This is a genomic window from Mycolicibacter nonchromogenicus (assembly GCF_002101775.1).
GTDB lineage: Bacteria > Actinomycetota > Actinomycetes > Mycobacteriales > Mycobacteriaceae > Mycobacterium > Mycobacterium nonchromogenicum.
Genome location: NZ_LQPI01000059.1, coordinates 1 through 23,578 on the forward strand (window position 1 = coordinate 1; position 23,578 = coordinate 23,578).

The 23,578-nt window shown below is 67.4% G+C and carries 22 protein-coding genes; 11 read left to right on the forward strand and 11 right to left on the reverse strand.

Translation table 11 applies throughout. The annotated features are described in order from the left end of the window. The 4 genes from AWC18_RS15845 to eccB form a co-directional block, all read right to left on the reverse strand. Positions 1-158: WXG100 family type VII secretion target (locus AWC18_RS15845; RefSeq protein ID WP_207504736.1), on the reverse strand; the 158-nt coding region annotated here is incomplete at its 3' end. Between the two features lie 152 nt (positions 159-310). After that, positions 311-610: a PE family protein gene (locus AWC18_RS15850; RefSeq protein ID WP_064997129.1), complete on the reverse strand. Its 300-nt coding sequence runs from the start codon at positions 608-610 to the stop codon at positions 311-313. Positions 611-973: 363 nt separating this feature from the next. After that, complete coding sequence (eccCa, locus tag AWC18_RS15855; protein WP_085139343.1) at positions 974-5,191, reverse strand: type VII secretion protein EccCa; 4,218 nt, start codon at positions 5,189-5,191, stop codon at positions 974-976. Beyond that, positions 5,188-6,702 (reverse strand): type VII secretion protein EccB, encoded by a 1,515-nt coding sequence (eccB, locus tag AWC18_RS15860; protein ID WP_085139344.1) that lies wholly within the window; start codon positions 6,700-6,702, stop codon positions 5,188-5,190. Before eccB ends, eccCa begins: the two co-directional genes overlap by 4 nt. Positions 6,703-6,862: 160 nt before the next feature. Between eccB and AWC18_RS21500 the strand changes: the two genes are divergently transcribed. From AWC18_RS21500 to AWC18_RS15870, 3 genes are all read left to right on the forward strand, one after another. Beyond that, a complete protein-coding gene (locus tag AWC18_RS21500) occupies positions 6,863-7,123 on the forward strand; it encodes a hypothetical protein (RefSeq protein ID WP_133055001.1) in 261 nt (86 codons plus the stop codon). Between the two features lie 168 nt (positions 7,124-7,291). Beyond that, positions 7,292-9,058, forward strand: a complete 1,767-nt coding sequence (locus AWC18_RS15865; RefSeq protein ID WP_085139359.1) for a molybdopterin-dependent oxidoreductase — start codon at positions 7,292-7,294, stop codon at positions 9,056-9,058. A gap of 136 nt (positions 9,059-9,194) precedes the next feature. Beyond that, positions 9,195-9,575: a hypothetical protein gene (locus AWC18_RS15870; protein WP_085139345.1), complete on the forward strand. Its 381-nt coding sequence runs from the start codon at positions 9,195-9,197 to the stop codon at positions 9,573-9,575. Positions 9,576-9,594: 19 nt separating this feature from the next. Here the strand turns inward: AWC18_RS15870 and AWC18_RS15875 are convergent, their stop codons facing one another. From AWC18_RS15875 to fabG, 5 genes are read right to left on the reverse strand one after another with little or no spacing between them, the layout of a single operon-like run. Beyond that, the gene (locus AWC18_RS15875; RefSeq protein WP_085139346.1) at positions 9,595-10,158 is read right to left on the reverse strand and encodes a hypothetical protein; all 564 of its coding nucleotides are present in this window, start codon (positions 10,156-10,158) and stop codon (positions 9,595-9,597) included. A gap of 14 nt (positions 10,159-10,172) precedes the next feature. Then, positions 10,173-10,892 carry a GntR family transcriptional regulator gene (locus AWC18_RS15880; protein ID WP_085139347.1) on the reverse strand — a complete coding sequence of 240 codons (720 nt, stop codon included), beginning with the start codon at positions 10,890-10,892 and terminating at the stop codon, positions 10,173-10,175. A 4-nt stretch (positions 10,893-10,896) separates the two neighbouring features. Beyond that, positions 10,897-12,090 carry an acyl-CoA dehydrogenase family protein gene (locus AWC18_RS15885; protein WP_064997135.1) on the reverse strand — a complete coding sequence of 398 codons (1,194 nt, stop codon included), beginning with the start codon at positions 12,088-12,090 and terminating at the stop codon, positions 10,897-10,899. After that, a complete protein-coding gene (locus tag AWC18_RS15890) occupies positions 12,090-13,301 on the reverse strand; it encodes an acetyl-CoA C-acetyltransferase (RefSeq protein WP_085139360.1) in 1,212 nt (403 codons plus the stop codon). Before AWC18_RS15890 ends, AWC18_RS15885 begins: the two co-directional genes overlap by 1 nt. 2 nt (positions 13,302-13,303) lie before the next feature. Then, entirely contained in the window at positions 13,304-14,062 is a 759-nt protein-coding gene (gene fabG / locus AWC18_RS15895; protein WP_064997148.1) for a 3-oxoacyl-ACP reductase FabG, read from the reverse strand. Positions 14,063-14,136: 74 nt separating this feature from the next. Between fabG and AWC18_RS15900 the strand changes: the two genes are divergently transcribed. Beyond that, positions 14,137-15,303 (forward strand): acyl-CoA dehydrogenase family protein, encoded by a 1,167-nt coding sequence (locus AWC18_RS15900; protein WP_085139348.1) that lies wholly within the window; start codon positions 14,137-14,139, stop codon positions 15,301-15,303. Between the two features lie 326 nt (positions 15,304-15,629). After that, positions 15,630-16,313 (forward strand): C40 family peptidase, encoded by a 684-nt coding sequence (locus AWC18_RS22055; RefSeq protein WP_234806551.1) that lies wholly within the window; start codon positions 15,630-15,632, stop codon positions 16,311-16,313. On the opposite strand, the gene AWC18_RS15910 is transcribed toward AWC18_RS22055, so the two are convergent. Further along, positions 16,310-16,897: an SAM-dependent methyltransferase gene (locus AWC18_RS15910; protein WP_085139350.1), complete on the reverse strand. Its 588-nt coding sequence runs from the start codon at positions 16,895-16,897 to the stop codon at positions 16,310-16,312. The two genes, AWC18_RS22055 and AWC18_RS15910, sit on opposite strands and share 4 nt — an antisense overlap. A gap of 21 nt (positions 16,898-16,918) precedes the next feature. Between AWC18_RS15910 and AWC18_RS15915 the strand changes: the two genes are divergently transcribed. Together AWC18_RS15915 and AWC18_RS15920 are read left to right on the forward strand one after the other, a co-directional pair. Continuing rightward, positions 16,919-17,497, forward strand: a complete 579-nt coding sequence (locus tag AWC18_RS15915) for a diacylglycerol-binding protein (RefSeq protein WP_234806552.1) — start codon at positions 16,919-16,921, stop codon at positions 17,495-17,497. A 16-nt stretch (positions 17,498-17,513) separates the two neighbouring features. Continuing rightward, the gene (locus AWC18_RS15920) at positions 17,514-19,160 is read left to right on the forward strand and encodes a ribonuclease H-like domain-containing protein (protein WP_085139352.1); all 1,647 of its coding nucleotides are present in this window, start codon (positions 17,514-17,516) and stop codon (positions 19,158-19,160) included. A gap of 9 nt (positions 19,161-19,169) precedes the next feature. Here AWC18_RS15920 and AWC18_RS15925 read toward each other — a convergent pair whose 3' ends face one another. Further along, entirely contained in the window at positions 19,170-19,583 is a 414-nt protein-coding gene (locus AWC18_RS15925; RefSeq protein WP_085139353.1) for a DAHP synthetase I family protein, read from the reverse strand. An 83-nt stretch (positions 19,584-19,666) separates the two neighbouring features. On the opposite strand from AWC18_RS15925, the gene AWC18_RS15930 reads away from it, so the two are divergent. The 4 genes from AWC18_RS15930 to AWC18_RS15945 all read left to right on the forward strand — a co-directional run bounded on the left by AWC18_RS15930 (position 19,667) and on the right by AWC18_RS15945 (position 23,540). After that, entirely contained in the window at positions 19,667-19,978 is a 312-nt protein-coding gene (locus tag AWC18_RS15930; protein ID WP_064997151.1) for a DUF732 domain-containing protein, read from the forward strand. A 51-nt stretch (positions 19,979-20,029) separates the two neighbouring features. Further along, the gene (locus AWC18_RS15935; protein WP_085139354.1) at positions 20,030-21,049 is read left to right on the forward strand and encodes a DNA topoisomerase IB; all 1,020 of its coding nucleotides are present in this window, start codon (positions 20,030-20,032) and stop codon (positions 21,047-21,049) included. Between the two features lie 101 nt (positions 21,050-21,150). Continuing rightward, on the forward strand, positions 21,151-22,836 hold the full coding sequence (locus tag AWC18_RS15940; RefSeq protein ID WP_085139361.1) for an NAD-dependent malic enzyme: 1,686 nt from the start codon (positions 21,151-21,153) through the stop codon (positions 22,834-22,836). Between the two features lie 14 nt (positions 22,837-22,850). Beyond that, positions 22,851-23,540: a VldE C-terminal domain-containing protein gene (locus AWC18_RS15945; protein WP_064997153.1), complete on the forward strand. Its 690-nt coding sequence runs from the start codon at positions 22,851-22,853 to the stop codon at positions 23,538-23,540. Positions 23,541-23,578: the final 38 nt, after the last annotated feature.

A 23,578-nucleotide genomic window follows, 5' to 3' on the forward strand; every position in this document is an offset into this window, starting at 1 on the left:
GAGGTCCGCTCCGCCAGACCACCCCAGCCGGCACCGGAGATGTTGGTCGACGACGCCCACATCCGACGAGCCTCGTCTTCCACGGTCTGGGCGTGCACATCAAAGCGGCCCGCCATCGAACGCATCGCGTCCGGGTCGGTCATAAAACGACTTGCCATGATTTTTCTCCTTTTCTGATGTTTGTTGCTGACTGTTTCTCGTAGTGGACGGATTACTGCGCCGGTTACTTCGGTAACCGGCTACCGGCCTTTGAACGAATGAATTTGTTCCCCTTCCATCAGCCCCCAGCCGGTAGGCGGTTGGTTCCTGATCACCCCGCTGCAGCGGCGTTGACTGCTTCGGTGGCGGCGTAGGAGGTCGAACTGGCATTGAGGGTGGCGACGAACATCTCGTGGATTGCCGCGGCCTGCGAGCTGACCTGCTGGTACATCGAGGCGTGTGCGATGAACTGCGCAGCGGTCAGGGCCGAGACCTCGTCGGCGGCGGCCGGGACCACGCCGGTGGTCGGGCCGGCGGCCGCGACGTTCTGCGCGTTCAGTGCCGAACCGATACCGCTGAGAGTCGCAGCGGCCGCTGACAACGCTTCGGGCTGCGTATTCACGAACGACATTCGTACCTCCTCTAGATTGCTTCTCAGCAATCTCTCTGGTGTCGATCGTAAGGGGTCAAACCACCCCGGAGAACCCAGGAAGCTAAGTGTTCATCTGCAGATAACAAGTGTTCACCTGAGGTAACAATGTGACGGCCGTAACTCCGCGCCGGCGCCCCGGAAATGGCCCCAAACAGGCAAAACACAAACTTGCGATTTTCAGTGGAATCCGCCCGCGTTAACCGCACCGATACCTACGGCCATAACGCCACTATTCGAAACACGGCACGGGTAATTCGCTTGTCCTCAGGCACGTGTAACAAAGCCAGCAACCACTGCGACTTGTTACTGGCGTCACAGTGGTTGCTGGCTTGGGTCGGGGGGTCAGCCCGTCGGGGTCGTGGCACGCTCCTGGGTCGGCGCCCGCCGCAGCTCGGTGGCGGCGACCTGAACGAACACACCGGTGTCCTCGGCCATCAGCAGGCCTCGGCCACGAGGCAGCGGGCCACCCTTCATCTTGCCGCGGATGAAGCCCTCGTCCGGGTCGGCGTCCATCACCAACAGCGGCGCATTGGCCTGGTGCAGGGCCCGCAGCAGCGGGTCGGCACCCGCGGACGACCAGCCGCCGAACGTGCGTGTGGCGATCACGTGGAGGCCGACGTCGGCCGCCCGGTTGATCCACGGCGCCGCCTTTTGGAACGGCGAGTCGAAGCCGGGCGGGAACTGCTGGATGTCGTCGATGATCAAGAAGATCTCCGGTCCACTCCACCAGGCCCGCGACAGCAGTTCCTCGGCTGACAGCCCCGGCGGGGGTTCACGGTTGGCCAGCGTGGTGGCCAAGTCGTTGATCAGCGCAATGGTGCCGTCCAGGTTGTAGGCGAACTTCTCGACGTAGTCCGTCCCCAACGTGGTCAGCAACTGCCGGCGCGGGTCGATCAGCCACACCTGCGCCGAGGGCCGACCGTCCGGGTTGGGCTCCGGCGCGGTGCTGGATCCCGGTGCGTAGAGCCGCTCGATCTCGCTCATGATGGTGGCCAGCGTGGTGGTGCGGCCACATTCGCGGCGCCCGGTCACCATCAGGTGGCCGTTCTCGGCGAAGTTCAGATAGACCGGCTGCAGGTCCAGTTCGGAGATCGCCCAGGCGATACCGCCCGCACCGACTCCTTCGCGGCGGTCCTTGGCCGCGACGGCGCGCACCTCGTCCAGCCCGAACCGCGCCGGCAGACGGCGCACCGGGCGCACCCGGCCGACCGCCACCTGGCTGACTGCCGCGGCCACGCTGTCGGACTCGAACACCCGCTCGCTGGTGTCTCCCATTGCGGGCCGTGCGATCTGAGTGTGCAGACCGGACTGCGGGTCGCTGTCGAGGCGGACGTAGTTGACCGCGACCATGCCACGTCCCGGCTTGACCGGAACGTCCTTGGCGAACCGGGAACGCACCAGCTTGGCGTCCTCGACTGCGGCCAGTCGCAGCTCGACGCGGGAACCGAACCCGCTTCGCACCGGTGGGCGCAGCTCCGACTCCCGGTCGGCGGTCACGATCACGTGCACACCGAACGAGGGCCCCTGATTGATGATCACGTTGACCTGCTCGACGAGCACCTCGTTCTCTTCCGAGAGCGCCCGGTAGTTGTCGACCACCAGATAGACGTCGCCGAACCCGTCGTTGGGCACCGGGCCCGGGGCACCTTCGAACTTGCGCCGACGGAAGACCTCCATCGAGGCCACGTCGTGCTCCAGGAAGCTGCGCTTGCGGGTCCGCACCAGCGCCAGCAGCTCGGCCACCGTACGACGCACCCCGTCGGGGTCAGTCGGGCCGCAGACGCTGCCCACGTGCGGCAGTCCGGCAACGGTGGTCAGCGAGGTGCCGCTGTAGGCCAGGCAGTAGAACTGGACCTGTTCGGGGGTGTGGGTCAACGCCGCCGAGCAGATCAGGGTCTGCAGAGCGGTCGTCTTGCCCGCACCGCCGGCGCCCAGGATCAGCACGTTGGAGCCGGGCCCGGACGTGTCCACCGTCCACGGCGGCTGGTCGTGCTTGTACGGCCGGTCGATGATCCCGATCGGGAACACCAGGTCCCGACGGGTGCCGTAGCCCTCCTGCCACGGGTGACCCAGGTAGCGGTTCACCAGCTCGTCCACGCTCAGCGGGATGTCCAGCGGCGGCTGCCACAACCGGTAGGGCTCGAAGTCGATCTGGCGCAGCTGGTCGATGATGACCGTGCCGACCTTGGGCGTCCGGATGAAGTCCTCTTCCTCGACCTCGACGGGCTCCTCGGCCGGGGTCGCCGGCTTGACGTCGATCGCCACCAGCTCGTCGGCCGCCTCGAGCTCCGGATTGCTCACGCTGACCTCGAGCGGCGTGTACTCGGTGGTGAACAGCTGCGGCCGGATGTAGTCGACGGCGTGCGTCAACGGCAACGCCTCGTCGTCGAGGATGCCGCCCCGGTGGTAGTCGCGCCACAGGAACTCGGCCTGGAAACGGATGACCTCTTCGCCGCTCTTGCGGAAATAGCCGAGGCCGGCCTTGGACGGCAGGTTCACCGCGTTGGGCACACCGGCGGCCTGCGCGGCACCGGCGGTCTGCGCCTTGAGCACCAGCCGGTAGCCCATGTTCTCCATCAGCTTCTCGGCGCGGCTCTCGATGGTCTGCGAGGCCATCATCAGGTGCACCCAGTAAGCACGGCCCTGGCGGCCGATCGAGTCCAGCACCTCGACCGCGGTGGGCATGATGCGGAACCACTCGTAGAACTCGTCGATGACGACCACCAGCATCGGCAGCGGCGGCAGGCTGTCGTCGCCACGCGCGCGCATCCGGGTCCGGATCTCGTTGTACTCCTTGGCGCCGTCGACACCGGCGTTGTCGCACATGCTCTTTCGCCGGGCGATCTCACCCCACATGGCCTCCAAAAAGCGCTCCATGAGGGCCTGGTCGTCTTCGAGGTCGGTGATGATCCGCGACACGTGCGGTACCCCGGCGAACGGCTTGACCGCCGATCCACCCTTGAGGTCGGCCAGCACGAACTGCAGGTCCTCCGGCGGGTGAGCCAGCAGCAGCGACTCGATCACCGTGCGCACCAGGGTCGACTTACCGGAACCGGTGGTGCCGGACATGACGCCGTGCGGCCCGTCGCCGCCCTCGTCGAGGGACTTCATGTCCAGGAAGAGCAGTTCGCCGTTGTCGGAACGGTTTCCGAACGGAATGCGCAGCCGGCCCCGGGTGCGGGAATCGCTGCGGCTCGCCCACAGCGCGTCGAAGTCGATCCGCCCGGCGTCTTCGATGCCGTAGTAGGACAAGATGTCGCGCGCACCCATGTGGTGCGACACCTTCTGGCCGATCTCCTCGTAGGCCGCCGCGATGCGCCAGTGCGCCAAGCGCTGCGAGAACTGTTCGGCGTCGGTCTCGCTGACCTGGTCGGCGAGCGCGAAGAACCACTCGTTGTCGTCGATCACCATCCAGGTGTCACGGTCACGCGGCAGGGCGTTGATGATGCCCTTCTCGTCGATCCGAAGCACCCGCTGCGGAACGTTCCATTCCGGCGTGCCGGTCAGGTCGAAGAACGTCACCCCGTCGATGCCCTCGGTGGTGTTGACGTACTCCCACTGCGGGTCCTGTCCGTCGACGATGATGAGGTGGTGCGGGGTGGGCGTCTCGGCCGACGAGCTGGCGTGGCGCGGCATGAACGATCCACGCCCGGAGAACAGGTCGGCGTGTTCGGTGGCGAAGTCCTGCACCGAGCCGTACACCATGCGCGCGTTGCCCGCGGCGTCCTGGCGGCGCGGGTCGCCGAAGTGCGGCATCCACTTCACCCAATCCCACTGCGACACATCTGAAGTCACCACGATCATGCGCAGGTGGTCAGGTCCGTGCGAGAACGCCAGCTGGCAGATTATCGCGCGCATCAGCCCGAGCACCTGCTCACGGTCGCCCACCAGCGAATACCAGGGCTCCACCAGCAGCGAGATCATCTTCGGCAGGTTGTAGACCACGCTCTGGTAGCGCCCGAACTCCTGCAGCGCCTTACCGGTCACCGGCTCGAGCTCGATGTCGGTCGGCATGTTCTGCGGCTCACCCCAGGTGACCTCGGGCCGGGTCATGCCCACGCCGACGCGGGCCAAGCCGAAGTTGAGGTCCTTGCCATTGGGCTGGCGCTCCCACATACGCGCCGTGCCCACCGCGGCGTCCAGCGTGGACGGTGCGGGGTGGTACCACCGGTAGTTGGCGTCCATGCTGTCGGCGGACTCGGCCGCCGACTCGCGCAGCCGGTCCAGCATGAGCATGAACTGGGCACGCATGGCGTCGAGCTTGGGCCGGCTCAGTTGCTGGGCGCCGCCGCCGAAGCGGCCGCCGAACATCATCATCGCGACGCCGCCGATCATGAAGATCGGGAAGATCGAGCCCGCGCCCAGGAACATCCGGGAGCCGCTGGCCACCGTCATCGCGACCATGCCGACCAGCAGGCCGACCACGAGCACGCCGACCACCACCAGCCACCACGGCTTGCCCTCTGGCGGCGGCACGCTCAGCGGGGTGGGCAATACGATGTTTTCCGGCTTGACCGCCGGCGCACGTTCCGGCGTCGGCCGGGCGTATCCACGTTTCATCTGGGCACCGCCAATTCTGCTGGGCTCATATCGGTTGGCAGGGTGTCGTGACGTACCAGGGCATCCTGTCGGGACAGGGTCGGGCCGTGCGCCAGCAAGCGCAGCGCCACCGACGGCGCCAGGGCCGGTTCGCCGACCAGGCCCAGGGCCTTGCGCTCGTCATCGCCGGGGATCCCGAATCGAACGCCCGAAGCCGAGATCCACCACATCGACTCCCGCGTGGAGGCATCCGGGTCGTTGCCGGTCACCGCGACGAAGTTGCCGTAGCTCGGACCGAAGTAGACGCGGTCGGCCTCCGGCACGCCGGCGCTGTTGGTCTTCACCAGCGACACCACCCGGTTCATCTGCTTCTGCGGCACCGGGATGGTGGGGCCGGACACCACCTGCACCCGGGCCCGGCTGTCACCGACGGAACGCTCCCACCACCAGCAGGTGGAGGGGTTCTCCTTGATGTCGACGACCTGAAGCGGTCCCTCGGGGTAAGCCGACAGGTCCAGTCCGGTGACCACCGGCATCTTCGCCAATTCCTGCGGCGTCACCACCGCGGGCGCACCGCCGCCGGTGGCGCCGGCGTTCTGCAGGATGCGGGCCACCACCGGTGAGACCGTCTGCACGCCGTTCATCAGCACCACCGAATACTGTTGCGGCCCAGCCAGCTGCGGCGTGGTGAACACCATGCCCACCGGGCCGGGGGCGTCCGGGAAGGCCGCGGGGCGGCCGGCGTCGGGAACAAAGGGCACCGCCAGTTCCGGGCCCACCGGCAACGCGTCGAACAGCGCCTGGCTCATCGGGCGGGCGTGGTCGACCTGTTCGGGGGTCAGACCCAGTGGCAGCAGCACCGCCCGGTCGGCGGCGTCGATGCGCGAGCGGCGACCCTGGCGAACCACCCAGGATTCGTTGTTGTAGCGCAGCACCACCGCGTCGGCCCCGTCCAGCACCCGGCGGCGCTCGTTGAGCTCCGGGGCACCGTCGATCACCGTCACGGTCACCGGCGACGGCGCGCCGGCGACACCCTGGACGTTGGCGACGGTGTCGCAGATCAGCCACGACGACGTCGAGGGCGACGTCGGCAGCAGGTTCGACGGTGCGCCGGGGATTCCCACCAGGGGGCCGTGCGGCTGCTCGGCGATCTGGGACGCACGCACCTTGTGCGGGTTGTCGGGCCGTCCGGCGATCAGGCGCGCCGAGGCCAGATTCAGCGCCGGATATATAGTGCCGCCGACCCGCACGTAGAGGGCGCCGGAATCACGGTCGGCGATGATCGGCGATTCGTTCATCTGACCCGAGGGGCTCAGGAACGACCACAGCAGCGCACCGAGGCAGACCACCGCGGCGGCCGACACGGAAGCGACCACGGCCAGCGACTGGCGCCGGCCGGGCTCGACTTCCATCCGCACCTGCCAGCGGGTCAACGCCATCGCGGTCCGTCGCGCCAGGAATTGGTACCCCGTCATCTGGGTACGCGTCGACAGCCCAAGGCCGTATCCGGGTCCCCGCTGTTCGTCAGCCACGGCGCACCCCAAGCCCCGCCGGTCGCACTGCCGTATTACGGCGCTGTGCCGGTCGCGTATAGGTCCTCATCTACCCCTGCCTGCTCACACGTATCTACACTGCGCATGCTAGCTGTGTCGCGCTACTGCTGCCCGCGGTGCAGATTGCAATCTGATGGCGATGGCGAAACTGCGGTTCGCCGTTCTTGCCGGAATTATTACTGTGTTAGATGAACGATCTGTTAAGCGCGTGATTCAGGCGAGTTCCTGGTCAGTTCGCTCAGCACAAAACGATGATGCGCTCACCGTTCTGTTCGCCCCCACTACCGAGCCGCACCGGTTGGCTCCCCCGGGCAGCGGCCCCCGGCAGGCCGCCGGCGCCGACATGGTGAAACCCGCACATGCGGTAAATGAGCTTCCTGTCAGGACGCTGCGTATCTGATGTCAATATATCGGGTCACGATCCTTTTCGCGCTACCGTGGAGAAGTGACCACGATTGAAGGACAGGGTGCTGAAGGGCAGCTCGACCCGCGAGGTCCCGCAACCTCACCAGCAACGAAAGAGACAACTCGGCCGGTCGGCTACTCCGCGGACGTCGTCGACGTCGAGCTGGAGCTGGAGCAGGGCTACCGGGCCGAGATTCACAAGAACCACAACGACACCGTTGACGTCGAGACCTACGGGGGCGGATTCGATCTCAGTCGGCGGGCGGTCGCCCCGCATCTGCGTGTCGGCCGGGACAAGTGGTTCAACCTGCTGTGGCTGATCCCCATCGGTTTCGTCGGGCTGGTGGCGACGATCGCCATCGGCAAGGGCGTCCGGCACATGCCGGGCGTGGAGGCCTTCATCGCCCGGTACCCGGGCAGCAGCCCGTCCACCGCGGTCGCCGACGGGCTGCCCGCGTGGGCCGGGTGGACGCATTTCTTCAACCTGTTCATGATGATTTTCATCATTCGGGCCGGGATCCAAATTCTCTGCGACCACCCGCGGCTGTACTTCAGCCGAAACTCCACCCCCGGAAAAGACGAGTGGCTGCGGGTGGGGCCGCCGGTTCCCGATGACCCGTACTGGACGGCCAACGCCGACACCGTCGCACTGCCGGCGCAGTTCGGTCTGCCGGGTTTCCGGCATTCGATCGGTCTCGCCCGCTGGTGGCATATGGGCGTGGGCGTGCTGTGGCTGCTCAACGGCGCAGTGTTCTACGTCTTGCTGTTCACCACCGGCCAGTGGCGCCGCATCGTGCCGACCAGCTGGGACGTCATCCCGCACGCCGCCTCGGTGATGATCCAGTACGCCTCGCTGGACTGGCCCGACGATCACACCTGGACCAACTACAACGCACTGCAGTTGATCTCCTACTTCGTCACGGTGTTCATCGCCGCTCCGGCCGCGTTGATCACCGCCCTGGGAATGTCGCCGGCGCTGTCGCAGCGGCTGGGGCTGATCAGCAAGCGCATGCGACTGAACCTGCAGATCGCCCGGTCACTGCACTTCGGGGTGCTGGTCTACTTCCTGCTGTTCATCCTCGTGCACGTCACGATGGTGTTCGCCACCGACGCCTTCGACAATCTCAACCACATGTTCGCCGCTCGTGGCTGCGCCCAGGGCGCCGGTCCCGAATGCCACAGCCCCGCCGGTTTCTACGTCTTCTGCGTCGCGGCGGTGATCTGCACCGTGGGGTGGATCGCAGCCACGCCGCTCACCCTGCGCTACCCACGAGTCGTGCAGAAGGTCGGCTATGCCCTGATCGGGCCGTTCCAGCGTGCCCTGGAACAACTCGACCCCGAGCCGGGGACCTTCACCGAGGACGACATCTCCCCCTTCCACTGGCGCAACGGCCGGCTGCCCGAGACCGTCGAATACAAAGAGTACGAGGCGAACGACTTCAAGGACTGGCGGCTCAAGGTCTACGGCCTGGTCGAGAACCCGATGGAGTTCTCGCTCGAAGACCTCAAAGCCCTGCCGTACCACGACCAGATCACCCAGCACATGTGTGTGCAGGCCTGGTCCGGGGTGGCCAAATGGGGCGGGGTGTCGATGTCAACGATCATGGAGATCGTCAAACCACTGCCCCAGGCCAAGTGGGCGATCTTCTACTCGATGGGCCTGGGCGCCACCGGCGGCATCTTCTACAACGCCCACCCGGTCGACCAGATGTGGCACCACATGTCGATGCTGGCCTACAACATGAACGACCAGCCATTGCCCTACATGCACGGCCGGCCGCTGCGGCTGCGCAATGAGCTTCAGCACGGCTACAAGCTGGTGAAATGGATCAAGGGCATCGAGTTCGTCGAGAGTTACAAAGAGATCGGCAGCGGCCACGGCGGCTACAGCGAGGACCACAAGTTCTTCGGTCGCCATCAGACGATCTGATCTGCGCCGATGCCGGCTCGCGTGGCCTGACAGGAACAGCTGTCAGGCCACGCCGCATCTGCGGAAGGTGCTCGGGGTCCGCATACTGCCGCTGCGCCGTAGGGTGACTCCAGGCAATCGAACTTCGGGGAGATCCATGCGCAATCGCGGCATCGGGAAGTGCGTCCTGTCGGTGGTGGCGGCGGGACTCGTGGTCGGTGCCGTGGCGACCGGCTGCGGCGCCTGCGACAGTGCGCCCGAGGACGACAACCACGGCGAGCTCACCCAGGCACCCGCAGCGCCGCCCGCCGGCAGCGGCGCCGGCGAGTCGGAGACGGCCCCGACCGGGCTGCCGGACGCACCGCTCACCAGTGCCGCTCCGATCGTCGAACCCACCGCCGAGCAGGCTCCGGCGGCTCCGGCAGCGCCCCGGGTTCCGTCTGCTCCCGCCGTCCCGGAAATCCCCGCGGTTCCGGCGATCCCGGCCATTCCCGCCATCCCGGCGATTCCGGCCATTCCCGCGATCCCCTACCCCTAGGGGCCTGCCGCCGAGTGCGTCAGATGCCGGTCCAGGCGGTGTCCAGCTGCTCGGCCACGTCGATGACCTGTGCCTGCTGGGACTGCGGGCTGTCGATCTCGGTCGTCACGTAGCTGGCGATGAACCGCCGGATCTCGCCGTCGACGCCGGCGAAAATCCGCAGCAGCTCCCCGCGGATGGACGTCGACGACACCTCGACGGTGATGTCGGACGACCGCGGCTTGGGCACGTCGATGATCAGCAGCAGCGGCTCGGCGGCGCGCGCGGTGGCGTGCAGCGCGATGTCCCCGGCCACGGTGAACCGCTGCTTGTCCAGACGCAGGTCGATGAGCAGGTCGATCTCCAGCGGGATGTGGATCTCGAACGTCAGCAGATCCCCCACGTCGCGCGTCACCCGTGGCTGTTGGACCCGCACTTTCGCGGTGACCTTGGCGATGCCGCCCGGTCCCTGCCGCATGGTGGGCATCTCGAACTCGTCGCCGGCGATGACGGCGAACGCAGCTGCCACGCGTTCTTCGGTGACCGCGACCTCGAAGAACTTGCGCCCGAACTCTTCATAGGTCAGGTAGGTGTGGTTCTGCATAGATTGATACGGTCTCACGTCCCCGTCGCCGACGGGCGCTGATCCGGCTGCGCGTCGCCGTCTTGGCACCCCACCACACCGCGTTCGCTCAGATGCTCGATGAGCGGCATCACGCCGGCCGCCAAGTGCTCGGCCATCGCGGTGCGGGCCAGCTGCTGATCGTGCGCCGCCAGCGCGGCGAGCACCCGCCGGTGATCGGCCATGGACCGCTCCGGCCACCCGGCGATGCCCGGGAAAACCGCCTCGGGCGCATACCGGGTGATCTGCGACATCATCTGGGCCAGTTTCGGAGAGGCGGCCGCCACATTGATGGCCCGGTGGAAGTCGTGATTGAGCCGCACGGTCCGCTCTTCGTCATCGCCGGCGTAGGCCTGCTCGAGGCGAGACTGGATCTCGTTGAGCTCGCTCAGCTGCTCCACGGTGATTCCGGCTGCGGCCCGCGCCGCCAGCTCGCCGCCGACAAACGCCTGCACTTCGGCGACATCGGTCAGGTCACGCCTGGTGACCGGTAGCACGACGAACCCGCGGTGCGGCTGCTGGTCGAGCAGGCCCTCGGCGCGCAGCTCAAACAACGCTTCGCGCACCGGAGTGACGCTGATGCCCAATTCCGTTGCCAGCTGGTCCAATCGGACGTAGGAGCCCGCGGCGTAATCGCCGTCGAAGATCCGCTGGCGAACCAAGCGCGCGACGGCTTCCGACAACTGCGGCCGGGAGCTGAAGTCGGGAGCAGACATCGCTTCAGATGCGGTAGTCGGCCAGCAGGCGTTTGCTGATGATCTGCTTCTGAATCTCGCTGGTGCCCTCGCCGATCAGCAGGAACGGCGCGTCGCGCATCAGGCGCTCGATCTCGTACTCCTTCGAGTAGCCATAGCCGCCGTGGATGCGGAAGCTCTGCTGGGTGACCTCGTTGCAGTATTCGCTGGCCAGGTATTTCGCCATGCCCGCGGCCACGTCGTTGCGTTCGCCGGAATCCTTCAGGCGGGCCGCGTTGACGACCATGAGGTGGGCGGCCTCAACCTTGGTCGCCATCTCGGCGAGCCCGAACGCCACGGCCTGGTGCTCGGCGATCGGCTTGCCGAAGGTGCTGCGCTGCTGGGCGTATCGGGCGGCGAGTTCGAAGGCACGGATGCCCACCCCGCAGGCGCGTGCCGCGACATTGACCCGGCCGACCTCGATTCCGTCCATCATCTGGTAGAAGCCGCGGCCCGTGGTGCCGCCCAGAATGTCTGCGGCACTGGCCCGGTAGTCGTCGAAGATCATCTCGGTGGTGTCGATGCCCTTGTAGCCGAGCTTGTCGATCTTGCCGGGGATGGTCAGCCCCGGCACGACCTCGCCGAAGCCGGTGGGCTTTTCGACCAGAAACGCGGTCATGTTGCGGTGCGGGGTGTCGGCCCCCTCGTCGGTGTGGACCAGCACCGCCACCAGACTCGACGTGGCGCCGTTGGTCAGCCACATCTTCTGGCCATTGATCAGGTAGTCACCGTCGCCGGTGGGGGTGGCCCGGGTGCGGATGGCGGCCACGTCGGAGCCCAGTTCGGGTTCGGACATGGAAAACGCCCCGCGCACATCGCCGGTCGCCATCGCGGGCAGGTAGCGCTGCTTCTGTTCGTCGGTGCCGTGCTGGCGCAGCATGTAGGCGACGATGAAGTGGGTGTTGATCACCCCGGAGATGCTCATCCAGCCGCGCGCGAGCTCCTCGACGCACAGTGCGTAGGTGAGCAGGGACTCGCCCAGACCGCCGTAGGCCTCCGGGATCATCAGGCCGAACAGGCCCAAATGGCGCATGCCGTCAACGATCTGTTGGGGATAGGCATCGGCACGCTCCAACTCGGCGGCGTGGGGAATGACCTCTTTGTCGACGAATGCCCTTACCGCCGCGACGATCTCGGCCTGGCTTTCGGTGAGCCCCAACGTCTGGCACAGCTTGGCCATCACGCCACCCTCTCGAACACGGCGGCCAAACCCTGGCCGCCTCCGATGCACATGGTTTCCAGTCCGTAGCGCCCCTGGCGGCGGTGCAGCTCACGCGCCAGCGTCGCCAGCATCCGCCCGCCGGTCGCGCCGACCGGATGCCCCAGCGAGATCCCCGACCCGTGCACATTGGTCCGGTCGCGGTCGGCGGCGCCGAATTTCCATTCCGCCATCACTGCCAGGGCCTGAGCGGCGAACGCCTCGTTGAGCTCGATCAGGTCGATGTTGGCGAGAGTCAGCCCGGCCTTGGCCAGCGCGACATCGGTGGCCGGCACCGGGCCGATGCCCATGACGCTGGGCTTGACCCCGGCCAGCCCCCAGGAGACCAGCCGCACCAGCGGGGTCAGGCCCAGCTGCTCGGCTTTGTCCCGGGTGGTCACCACGCACATCGAGGCGGCGTCGTTCTGGCCGCTGGAGTTGCCGGCGGTGACGGTGGCCTCCGGGTCGCTCTTGCTCAGCACCGGTGTGAGTTTGGCCAGCGACTCCGTCGAGGTGTCGGCTCGCGGATGCTCGTCGGTGTCGATGAGCTGCTCGCCGGTGCGGGAGCGCACCGTGACACCGACGATCTCGTCGGCGAGCACGCCGCTGCGCTGGGCCGCCACCGCACGCTGATGGGAGGTGACCGCGAGTTCGTCCTGCTCGGCGCGGGAGATCTGGTACTGACGGCGCAGGTTCTCCGCGGTCTCGAGCATGCCGCCGAGCACCGGGTGGTACTGCCCGCCCGCGGTGGTTCGACCGCGCGCCAGACCGTCGTGCACCCGCACGCCGCCGCGCGCACCGCCCCAGCGCATATCCGTGGAGTAGAAGACCACGTTGCTCATGCTTTCGGCACCGCCGGCGATCACCACCTCGTGCGCGCCACTGCCGACCTGCAGGCCGGCCTGGATCACCGCCTGCAATCCCGATCCGCACCGCCGGTCGACCTGCATACCCGGAACCGTCACCGGCAGACCGGAGTCCAGCGCGACCACCCGGCCGATCGCCGGCGCCTCACTGCTGGGATAGCAGTGCCCCAGCACCACGTCGTCGATGGCGTCGGCGGGCAGGCCGGTACGTTCCAGCAGTCCGGTGAGCGCGGCGACGCCCAGCTCGACCGCGGTCAGCGACTTGAACATCCCGCCGTACCGGCCGATGGGGGTACGAACCGGCTCGCAGATCACGACCTCGCGCAGCGTCACAGGTGGCGACCGCCGGTCACCTCGAGCACGGTGCCCGTCATATAAGAGGACATGTCGGACGCCAGGAACAGTGCGACGTTTGCGACCTCGTCGGGCTCGCCGGCCCGGCCCAGCGGCACCTCGGCGACCTTCGAATCCCAGATCCGCTGCGGCATGGCCTCGGTCATCGCCGAGCGAATCAGACCCGGCTGGATGGCGTTGACGCGGACACCGAGGTAGGCGAGCTCCTTGCTGGCGGCCTTGGTCATGCCGACGATGCCGGCCTTGGCCGCCGAATAATTGGTCTGCCCGATCATGCCGACCTTGCCCGATATAGAGGACATGTTCACGATCGCGCCGCGCTTGCGCTCCCGCATGATCGCCGCGGCCGCGCGCAACCCGTTCCAGGTGCCCTTGAGGTGTACCGCGATCACCTGGTCGAAATCGTCTTCGGTCATCTTGCGCATGGTGGCGTCGCGGGTGATGCCGGCGTTGTTCACCATGATGTCCAGGTCGCCGAATCGCTCGAGGGCCACAGCCACCAGCGCCTCGACGTCGGCGGAACTCGTCACGTCGGTGCGTACCGCCACCGCCACGTCGTCGCCGAGTCGCGCCGCCGCGTCCTGGGTCGCCTCCAGGTTCAGGTCGCCCAGCACCACCCGGGCGCCCTCCGCGACAAAGCGTTGCGCGATCGCAAAGCCCAGCCCCTGCGCTCCGCCGGTGATCACTGCCGTCTGGCCGTTGAGTAATGCCACGCCGAAACCGTCCTCTTTCATGTCGTACCCGCCCGTGGTCCGGCACATCATATTTCATATATGATCTGTCGGCCAGTGCCGAAAGGGGCCGTGTCATGACGACCGCATCCGTCGACGACGACGTCTTCGCCGACATCCTGTCCCAGACCCGCCGATTTGTCCGGACGATGGTCCTCCCGCGTGAACAGGAGATCCTGGACACCGACAAGGTGCCGGACGACCTGCGACAAGCCGCCAAGGATCTGGGGCTGTTCGGCTACGCGATCCCCCAGGAATGGGGCGGGCTGGGCCTGAATCTGGCCCAGGACGTCGAGCTGGCCATGGAACTGGGCTACACCTGCCCGTCGGTCCGATCGATGTTCGGCACCAACAACGGCATTGCCGGCCAGGTGCTGGTGGGGTTCGGCACCGACGAACAGAAGGAGCGGTGGCTGGAGCCCATCGCCTCCGGCGCCGTCGCGTCCTTCGCCCTCACCGAACCCGGCGCGGGCTCCAATCCCGCGGGTCTGCGCACCAAAGCCGTGCGTGACGGTGACGACTGGGTGCTGGACGGCCAGAAGCGGTTCATCACCAACGCCCCGCTGGCCGACCTGTTCGTGGTGTTCGCCCGCACCCGGCCCGCCGACGAGCGCGGCGCCGGCATCGCGGTGTTCCTGGTGCCTGCCGACACCGCCGGGGTCGACGTCGGCGCCAAGGACGCCAAGATGGGCCAGGAAGGGGCCTGGACCGCCGATGTCACCTTCTCCGGCGTGCGAGTGCCGGCCGGGGCCCTGGTGGGCGGCGACGAGGACATCGGCTACCGGGCCGCCATGACGTCCCTGGCCCGCGGCCGCATCCACATCGCGGCGCTGGCGGTGGGCGCCGCCCAGCGCGCCCTGGACGAATCGGTGAGCTATGCCGCCACCGCCACCCAGGGCGGCAGCATCATCGGTGATTTCCAGCTGGTGCAGGCGATGCTCGCCGACCAGCAGACCGGAGTGCTGGCCGGTCAGGCCCTGGTGCGCGATGCCGCCCGTAAGTGGGTCAGCAACGAAGATCGGCGGATCGCTCCGTCGGTGGCGAAGGTCTTCTGCACCGAGATGGCCGGCAACGTCGCCGACCTGGCGGTACAGATCCACGGCGGCAGTGGCTACATCCGTGGTGTGCCGGTCGAGCGCATCTACCGCGATGTCCGCCTGCTGCGGCTCTACGAGGGCACCAGCGAGATTCAGCGCCTGATCATCGGATCGAATCTGATCAAGAACGCGAAGCGCGCACTGTAAGCGATATCACTTTTCACCGGGATAACGTCGCGCCACCCGTACCAATATTTACTCCGATATCGGGCGTGGCAGATACCTGCGACGCACCCATTGAACAGGCAATTTCATACTAATAATGCGAATTTGTGACCTTTTGAGCCAGGATCAACAAACACAGACAGGGCATCTACCAGCACTTACGGGAATACGCAGGCGCACTCCGCGCATTTTCACCGCCCTACCTGGCGTTTTGCACTGGGACGTTATGTTTGACAACATCAATGCTAAACGTGATGGGTGCCACAAATTTTGGTAAGTGCAGTTATCCATGGTTAATGTGCTCCGTCATGTTTGGTCTAGAAGCTCTGATGGCGCTCATCCAGCAGGTTTCGGGCACCCCGTACATCGTTGGTGGGAACACTCCGGCAGGTACGGATTGCTCGGGTTTGGCCTCGTGGGTGTCCAACGTCGCCAGCGGCCGGCCGGCCTTCAGCGGGCGGTTCCACACCGGCAACGAGGAGTCCGCGCTGCTGGCCCGTGGCTTCAGGTACGGCACCGCCCCCAACGCTCTGGTGGTGGGCTGGAACAGCCACCACACCGCGGTGACCCTGCCCGACGGCACGCCGGTGGCCAGCGGTGAGCCCGGCGGTGTGAGGATCGGCGGCGGCGGCGCCTACCAGCCGCAGTTCACCCATCACATGTACCTGCCCATGGACGAGGTACCGGCACCGGAAGCGCCGGTGGAGTTTCTTGCCATGGTCGAGCCGGCCCCTGAGCCCGGCCCCGAACCGATGCCCGCCCCCATGGGCTTCGACATGGCACCGCCGCCCATGGAGGCTCCGCCGTTCGACGCTCCGCCCCCCTTCGACGCACCGCCCCCGTTCGACGCTCCGCCGCCCTTTGAGGCGCCTCCGGCCGAAGCACCGATGGAGATCCCGGCCGGTGAGGCTCCGCCCATGGATGCCCTGCCGTTCGAGGATGCCCCCGCCGAGCCCGGACCGGAGCCCGGCGAGGCGCCGGTTCCGGCCTAGCCCGGGCCGTCCCGGTGCCCTGACGGCGCCGTCGCCGTGTGGCGTCGCGCCAACAGCCACGCCACGCCGTCCGCTTCACCGTCGGCGATCAACTCCAGCTCGGCGAATGCCGTACGCAGCTCCCCCGGCGCGGCGCGGAACCGGCCCGGGGTGCTGCCGACCTGGCTCAGCGCGCTGATCGCCAGCAACCCGCCTGGCGCCAGACGCTGCGCCATCGGCACGTCGAGCCGACGGTCGCGGAATCGGGCGCAGTAGATGACGTCGGCCGCCGGCCCCGGGGGCAGTCCGTCATCGAGGTCGACGACGTCGAATCGGCACCGGTCGCCGACGCCGACGGCGGTGGCCAGCGCCCGCGCCTGCTCGACGCCGACCGGCGAGATGTCGAAACCGGCCACCTGCAGGCCCCGCTGGGCGAGCCATACCGACGCCGTGCCCTGACCGCAGGCAATGTCGAGGGCATGCCCGGCGACCGGGAACGCCTCGACGAACGGGGCGAACACCGCGGCCGGCCCGACGGTGCCCGATGCCGGCACGCAGCGGCCCGCATATTTCGCATCCCAACGGATGCGGTCCTCGGCGCTCATCGCATGGACGATACTGCGGGGGTGAAATTACGCCCCTCGATCGCTGTGTTGCTGTTCGTCCTGGGTGGAGCGGCCGGTCTGATCGGCGACCACTCCCACGTGGTCACCGGAACCACCGAGTATCTGTCCCCCTCGCAGTCCGTGCCGTTCATCTGGAGCAGTCCGCTCTATTTCCCGATTCTGGTCGGTTCGGCGACCGTCTTTCTGGCGGAGTTGAGGCTGCACCTCCCCTCACCGCGCACCGCGGTCACGGTCCGCCAGGGGGTGGCCGGCTTGGCCGCGGTCCTGGGCAGCTACGTCATCACCGCGATGCTGCACGCCTCACCGATTGTTCCCCTCACCACACTGATCTGCGCGTTCGCGGCGATCACCTACTGCGCCCTGGGAGATGTTCCGGGGCTGGTCTGCGGGGTGCTGATCGCGCTCCTTGGTCCGGTGGTCGAGATCGGGATCGCCGCGGTCGGCCAATTCCGGTACACGCCGGGCTCGGACGGGTTGTTCGGGGTGGCGCCGTGGCTGGTGCCGCTGTACTTCGCGTTCGGGGTGGTCGCGGCACTGATCGGGGAGATCACCGCCACCGCTCAGCGGCCGGCGGCGTAAGCCGAGAACACCCACGATGACACCGGTCACGCTCGGCGGATACCCGGCGAAACGGTGTGCCCGCGCGACCCACAACGAGTTCACTCCCGGCGTTGTGGAGCCGGTGGCGCTGCGCCCGGACCTGGAGCTGCTGCGTATCGCCGGACTCGCGTTCGAGGCACAGGTTTTCGACGAACTCCGGGCACACTACGCGGGTTCCGAGCGGCTACTACTCCTCGATGCCGAGACCGACTGGGCCGAACGCCGGCAGCGCACCGTGGCGGCGATGACTGCCGGTGTGGAGGTGATCGCCGGCGGATGTCTGCCGGATGTCAACGGCCGCAAAGGCCTTCCCGATGTGCTGGTCAGACACCAGGACGGCTACCTGCCCGTCGACATCAAGAACCACCGGACCGTGACCTCCGCCAAACGCGCGGAGGTGGCGATCTCGGCGCTGCGCCAACCCGATCGGTGGGTCACGCATCCGGGTCACAGCGATCGCGGCGCGAGCTGGCGTGACGATGTCCTGCAACTGGCGCACTACACCCGGATGTTGCAGGACTTGGGGTTTCACGCCGGGGTGAACCGCGCCGGCATCATCGGCAGCTCCGACCTCACTGCATTTGTCGGCGAACCCCTCGGCATCACCTGGTATGACCTGGATGCCGAGAACGTGACCACCTATTCGGCCAGCGACCCCTCGCACCGCAGACCGCGCTCAGCGCTGCAGCGCTACGACCACGAGTTCGGCTTCCGTGCCGCCGTCGCGGAGGCCGCGGCGGCCGGACGAGAACTGGTGCGGCCCTACCGCATCAGCGAGTGCGCGTCGTGCTCCTGGTTCGACTACTGCGCCGGTGTGGCCGGCGACGACGACGCGTCGTTCGCGATCGAGACCGGCCACCTCACGATCCGGGAGTGGCAGTATCTCTACCAGCACTGCGGCGACGGCGCGGCGATGAGCGTTGCGCAGTTGGCTGCTGTCGACGTGGACGCGCACGCTGAGGTCTTCTGCGTCCAGTCGGTCAACACCAAAACGCCGCGGGATCGGTTGGCCAACGTGGTCCGTCGCGCCCGAATGAGTTGCGCCGGAACCGACTTCGAGACACACCGGCCCGGCTCACCGACGGTGCCCTGCGCCGACATCGAGATCGACTTCGACATCGAGTGGGATGATCAGCGCCGGATCTATCAGTGGGGCCTGCGTATTCGCGACGGCCAGGACGACACCACCGCCCGCTACGAACCCGTCGTCTCGTTCGAGCCACTCGACGAGGCCGCCGAAGCAGCACTCGCCGCCGAGTTCGCCTCGCGAATTCAGCAGTTGCGCAGCCGCGCCGCCCGGGAGGGCAAGTCGCTTCAGGTCTTTCATTGGCACCACCCCGAGATCAGCAGCACGCGCAGATTCGCCGAGGTTCAGCAGGTGCTCGACGGTCTCACCTTTGATCTGCGGAAGTGGTTCGACACGACGTTCTTCGTCCGTACCCCCTCGTCGATCAAGCAGGTCGCCGGGTTCTTCGGCTTCCGCTGGGAGGTCGACGATCCCGGCGGTCTGGCCTCCCAGGGCGCCATCGAAGCCGCCCGGGGCGACGGGCCGCAGGCCGACGCCGCCCGGCAATGGTGTCTGAGCTACAACGAGTGCGACGTGGCGGCCCAAGCCGCGATCCGCGACGGGTTACGCGCCTAACGCTGAATCTCAGCCCTGGGTCTTGGCCGGCGGGCAGATGTTGGTGCGGGCCGCCTCGACCACCTCACCGGCGGTGGACTTGGGGATCTGCAGGTAGACCGAGACCTGCTCGACGATGAGGCTGGTCGGATGCTTCGGGAACTCCAGGCAGGCGGTCCGTCCGGCGGCCAGCCGGGGAGCTTCGGTGCCGGGCGGGAACTTCGCGCGGATGGCGTTGAGGTAGGCCATCTCCGCCGGACTGGGGTACGTCGACTGCTGCTGGGTGCACAGCAGGATGTCGGGGCTGTTGCCGCAGTAGTCGGGATCGCGAGGGTTGAGCGGATCGGCCTGTGCGGATGACGCAGCACCGATCAGCCCGGCCAGCACACCTGCCGCCACGGCCGCCGGGAGTGCGATGGTTTTCACGTGCAGCGCCTTTCTCATCGCCGCTGACGCTAGCAGCATTGCCAAGGCGCTCGGGAGGATTGCCGGGTCTGGCCGGCACCACCGGCCGTAGCATCACCGGTATGAGTTGGGCAGCCCGGTTCACCGCACCCCTGGCCGTCACCGGTGCAGCGCTGGGAGTTCTTTCCGGTGCCGCGCCGGCGCACGCCGACGACGCCGGCTTCATGGCGTACCTCAACACCCACGGCTACACGGCGCGCTACGCCGACGACGAACCGATCTCGGAGTCCAGCGTGCGCGCCCTGGGGCACATGATCTGCGAGAACCTGCATGTGGGCCGGACGGTCGAGATTCAGCAGCCGCACTACCCGGCATGGCCGCAGTTCCCGCTGATCGCGCAGGCGGCGCGCCAGGAGTTGTGCCCGGGCGCCTGACCTCTGTCGCCGGTGAGTGTCGGGTCGTCCCGATGCGGGTAATTCGGTCCGGTGAGACTGCGCAGAAGCAACACCGCAGGCCCGGGATTTCGCCGCATCGGCCGGGGCCGCGGCTTTGCCTACACCGACGGGGGCAACCCGGTCGACGACCCGCAGGTCCTCGCCCGGATCAAGGCGCTGGCCATCCCACCGGCGTGGCGCAAGGTGTGGATCTGCCCGCATCCCAACGGGCACATCCAAGCCGTCGGGCAAGACGCTACCGGACGGCGTCAATACCTGTATCACCCCCAGTGGCAGGCCGAGCGATCCGAGGAGAAATACGACCGGGTCCTGACCCTGGCGCGGTTGCTGCCGGACTGGCGGGCCCAGGTACTCACCGATTTGCGCGGTCGCGGACTGCAACGTGATCGGGTGCTGGCCGTCGCCCAGCAACTCATCGACCGAGGCTATTTCCGGGCCGGCGGCGAGGAGTACGCCCAGGAGAACGGCAGCTTCGGGCTGGCCACCCTGTTACGTGACCACGTCACGATGCGCAAGGACTGTGTGGACTTCGACTATCCGGCCAAAAGCGGCGTGCGGCGCACCGTTTCGGTCGACGATCCGCTGGTGGTCCGCGCGGTGCGAGCACTGCTGCGCGCGCCCACCGACCTTCCGCGGCTGCTGGTCTACCGCACCTGCGACGGCTGGTGCGAAGTGCGCGCAGACGACCTCAACGAACGGTTCCGGGAATTGACCGATGAACAGTTCAGCGTCAAGGATCTGCGAACCTGGCATGGCACCGTGCTGGCAGCCGAGAGCTTCGCCGCCGCGCGCGAGCCGAGCTCCACGACGGTGCGCCGACGCGAAATCGCCGCAGTGATGCGGTCGGTCGCCGAGGAGCTGGGCAACACCCCGGCGGTCGCCCGCAGCTCCTACGTCGACCCGCGCGTCGTGGCAGCCTACGAGCAGGGTGTCACCATCCGCGCGGCTCTGCATCGGGCAAAGGCTCGTGGCACCCCGGCCGCGCGCCGACTCGCGGCGGAGACCGCCACCGCTCGCATGATCCGACGAATCGACCGCGCACGGCATTGACACCGAAAGTGGCTCAAGGCCAGTGCCGGGTGCCGAAGCGTCCTATTGTGCGACGCATGGGCAGCGGCGGTTTTATCGGCGGAGACGACAGCGGTGACACGATGACAGCTCAGGGGCGGCAACGCCGTGGCCAGGCTCTGCTGTTCGATCCGCTGACCACCAAGGGCACCGCGTTCAGCCAACAGGAGCGTCGCGACCTCGGCCTGCTGGGTCTGCTGCCGTATGCGGTGAAAACCATCGCCGACCAGGTCGCCCACAGCTATGCCGAGTTCTCCTCGCGGCAGGACGATCTGGACAAGCACATCTACCTGCGGGGCCTGCAGGACCGCAACGAGACGTTGTTCTACCGGCTGCTGAGCGACCACATCGAGGAGGTGCTGCCGATCGTCTACACCCCGACGGTCGGTGACGCGTGCCGGCGGTTCAGCAAGATCTATCGGCGTCCCCGCGGGCTGTTCATCTCCTACCCGGATCGCGATCGTATGCGGGAGGTGCTGCGCAACCGGCGGGAACAACAGGTCGACGTCATCGTCGTCACCGACGGACAGCGCATCCTGGGCCTGGGCGACCAGGGCGTCGGCGGCATGGGGATCCCGATCGGCAAGCTCTCGCTCTACACCCTGATCGGGGGAATCGATCCGGCCCGCACCTTGCCGATCATCCTCGACGTCGGCACCGACAATGTCGATCTGCTGCACGATCCGCAGTACCTGGGCTGGCGCCATCGCCGGATCAGCGATGAGGACTACTACGCCTTTGTCGACGACTTCGTCACAATCCTGCATGAGGAACTGCCCGACGTGCTGCTGCAGTGGGAGGACTTCGCCACCGCGCATGCGCTGCCACTGTTGAAGCGGTACCGAAATCGGCTGCTGACGTTCAACGACGACATTCAGGGCACGGCGGCCGTGGCCCTGGGTGCGCTGCACGGCGCCGTCGGTGTCGCCGGGCGCCCGCTGTCGCAGCAACAGGTGGTGATGCTCGGCGCCGGTTCGGCCGGCATCGGCGTGCTGGAGATGATCCGCCAGCAGATGGTCGCCGAAGGGCTCTCCGAAACCGAGGCCGCCGAACGGATCTGGGCCATTGACATCAACGGGTTGCTGACCGACGACCGCGCGGACCTCTCGGACGCCCAGCGCCGTTTCGCTCAGCCCGCGTCGCGGGTGACCGGGTGGGACGGTCGGGGCCTGGCCGATGTGGTGCGCCACGTCGATGTGGGCATCCTGATCGGCCTGTCTACGGTGGCCGGGGCCTTCACCGAGGAGATCGTCCGGATGATGGCGGCCAAGACGGACCGGCCGATCATCTTTCCGCTGTCCAACCCCACCAGCCGGGCCGAGGCGCACCCGGCCGAACTCGACGAGTGGACCGACGGGCGCGCGCTGATCGCCACCGGATCACCGTTCGCCCCGATACGGCACGGCACCTACCCCATCGCGCAGTGCAACAACGTCTACATCTTCCCGGCGATCGGGCTGGCCGTCACCGCCGCGCGAGCCTCCCGGGTCACCGACGCCATGATGCGGGTCGCCGCCACGACGCTCGGCGAGGCCTCCCCGGCCCTGCACGGCGCCGGCCAGCCGTTGCTGCCCGCGTTTGCGGATCTGCCCGAGATCACCACCCGTATCGCGACCGCGGTTGCCGTTCAGGCGGTGCGTGACGGTGTGGCTCCGGCGGCCTCCGACCAGGAGATCGCCGAGACCGTCCGGCGCGCCCGCTGGACTCCGGACTATCAGACTCACCAGCCACCGGAAGCCACCAGTCCCGCGCTATCCGGCGAAAAGTAACTAAAGTGCTCCTGGTGGACGGACGCAAGATCACCAGGTTCTGCGGTCGCAGCCTGGCCATTCTGACGTCGCTGGCCGTCTCGGCCGCCCTCATCCACGCCCAGGGCAGCCTCGATGCGACACCTAAGCCCACTGAGACCGCCGAGGCGGCCCCGCCGGCTCCATCGACGCCGCCGCCACCGAGTACCGGCGGGATGCGCGTCGCCAACCCCGCAGAGGCCGCGGCCCTGGCGGCCAGCGTGCCGATGCCCACCGAAGGCCAGCAGTTCACCTTCCCGCTGCCTCCCGGGGTGGCTTCGGAGAACGGGCTGCAGGTCAAGACCATTTGGGCGGCGCGCGCCATCGGCGTGCTGTTTCAGGAGATCAAGACCATCTACGGATATCGCCAGGACGCACTGAAGTGGCATCCCAACGGGTTGGCCATCGACGTGATGATCCCCGACTACCACAGCGAGGCCGGCATCCTGCTGGGCGACCAGATCGCCGGCTACGCGCTGGCCAACGCCCAGCGGTGGGGCGTCAACCATGTGATCTGGCGGCAGAAGATCTATCCGGGCGTCGGCGGCGGCAACTGGACCTCGGATCTGGGCAATGAGACCGCCAACCACTACGACCACGTCCACATCGCCACCGATGGTGGCGGCTACCCCACCGGGCAGGAGACCTACTACATCTCCTCGATGTCACCGCCGCCCACGGATTGAGGGTGGCGTCGATCATGACCATGTCGCAGTCCTGCGGC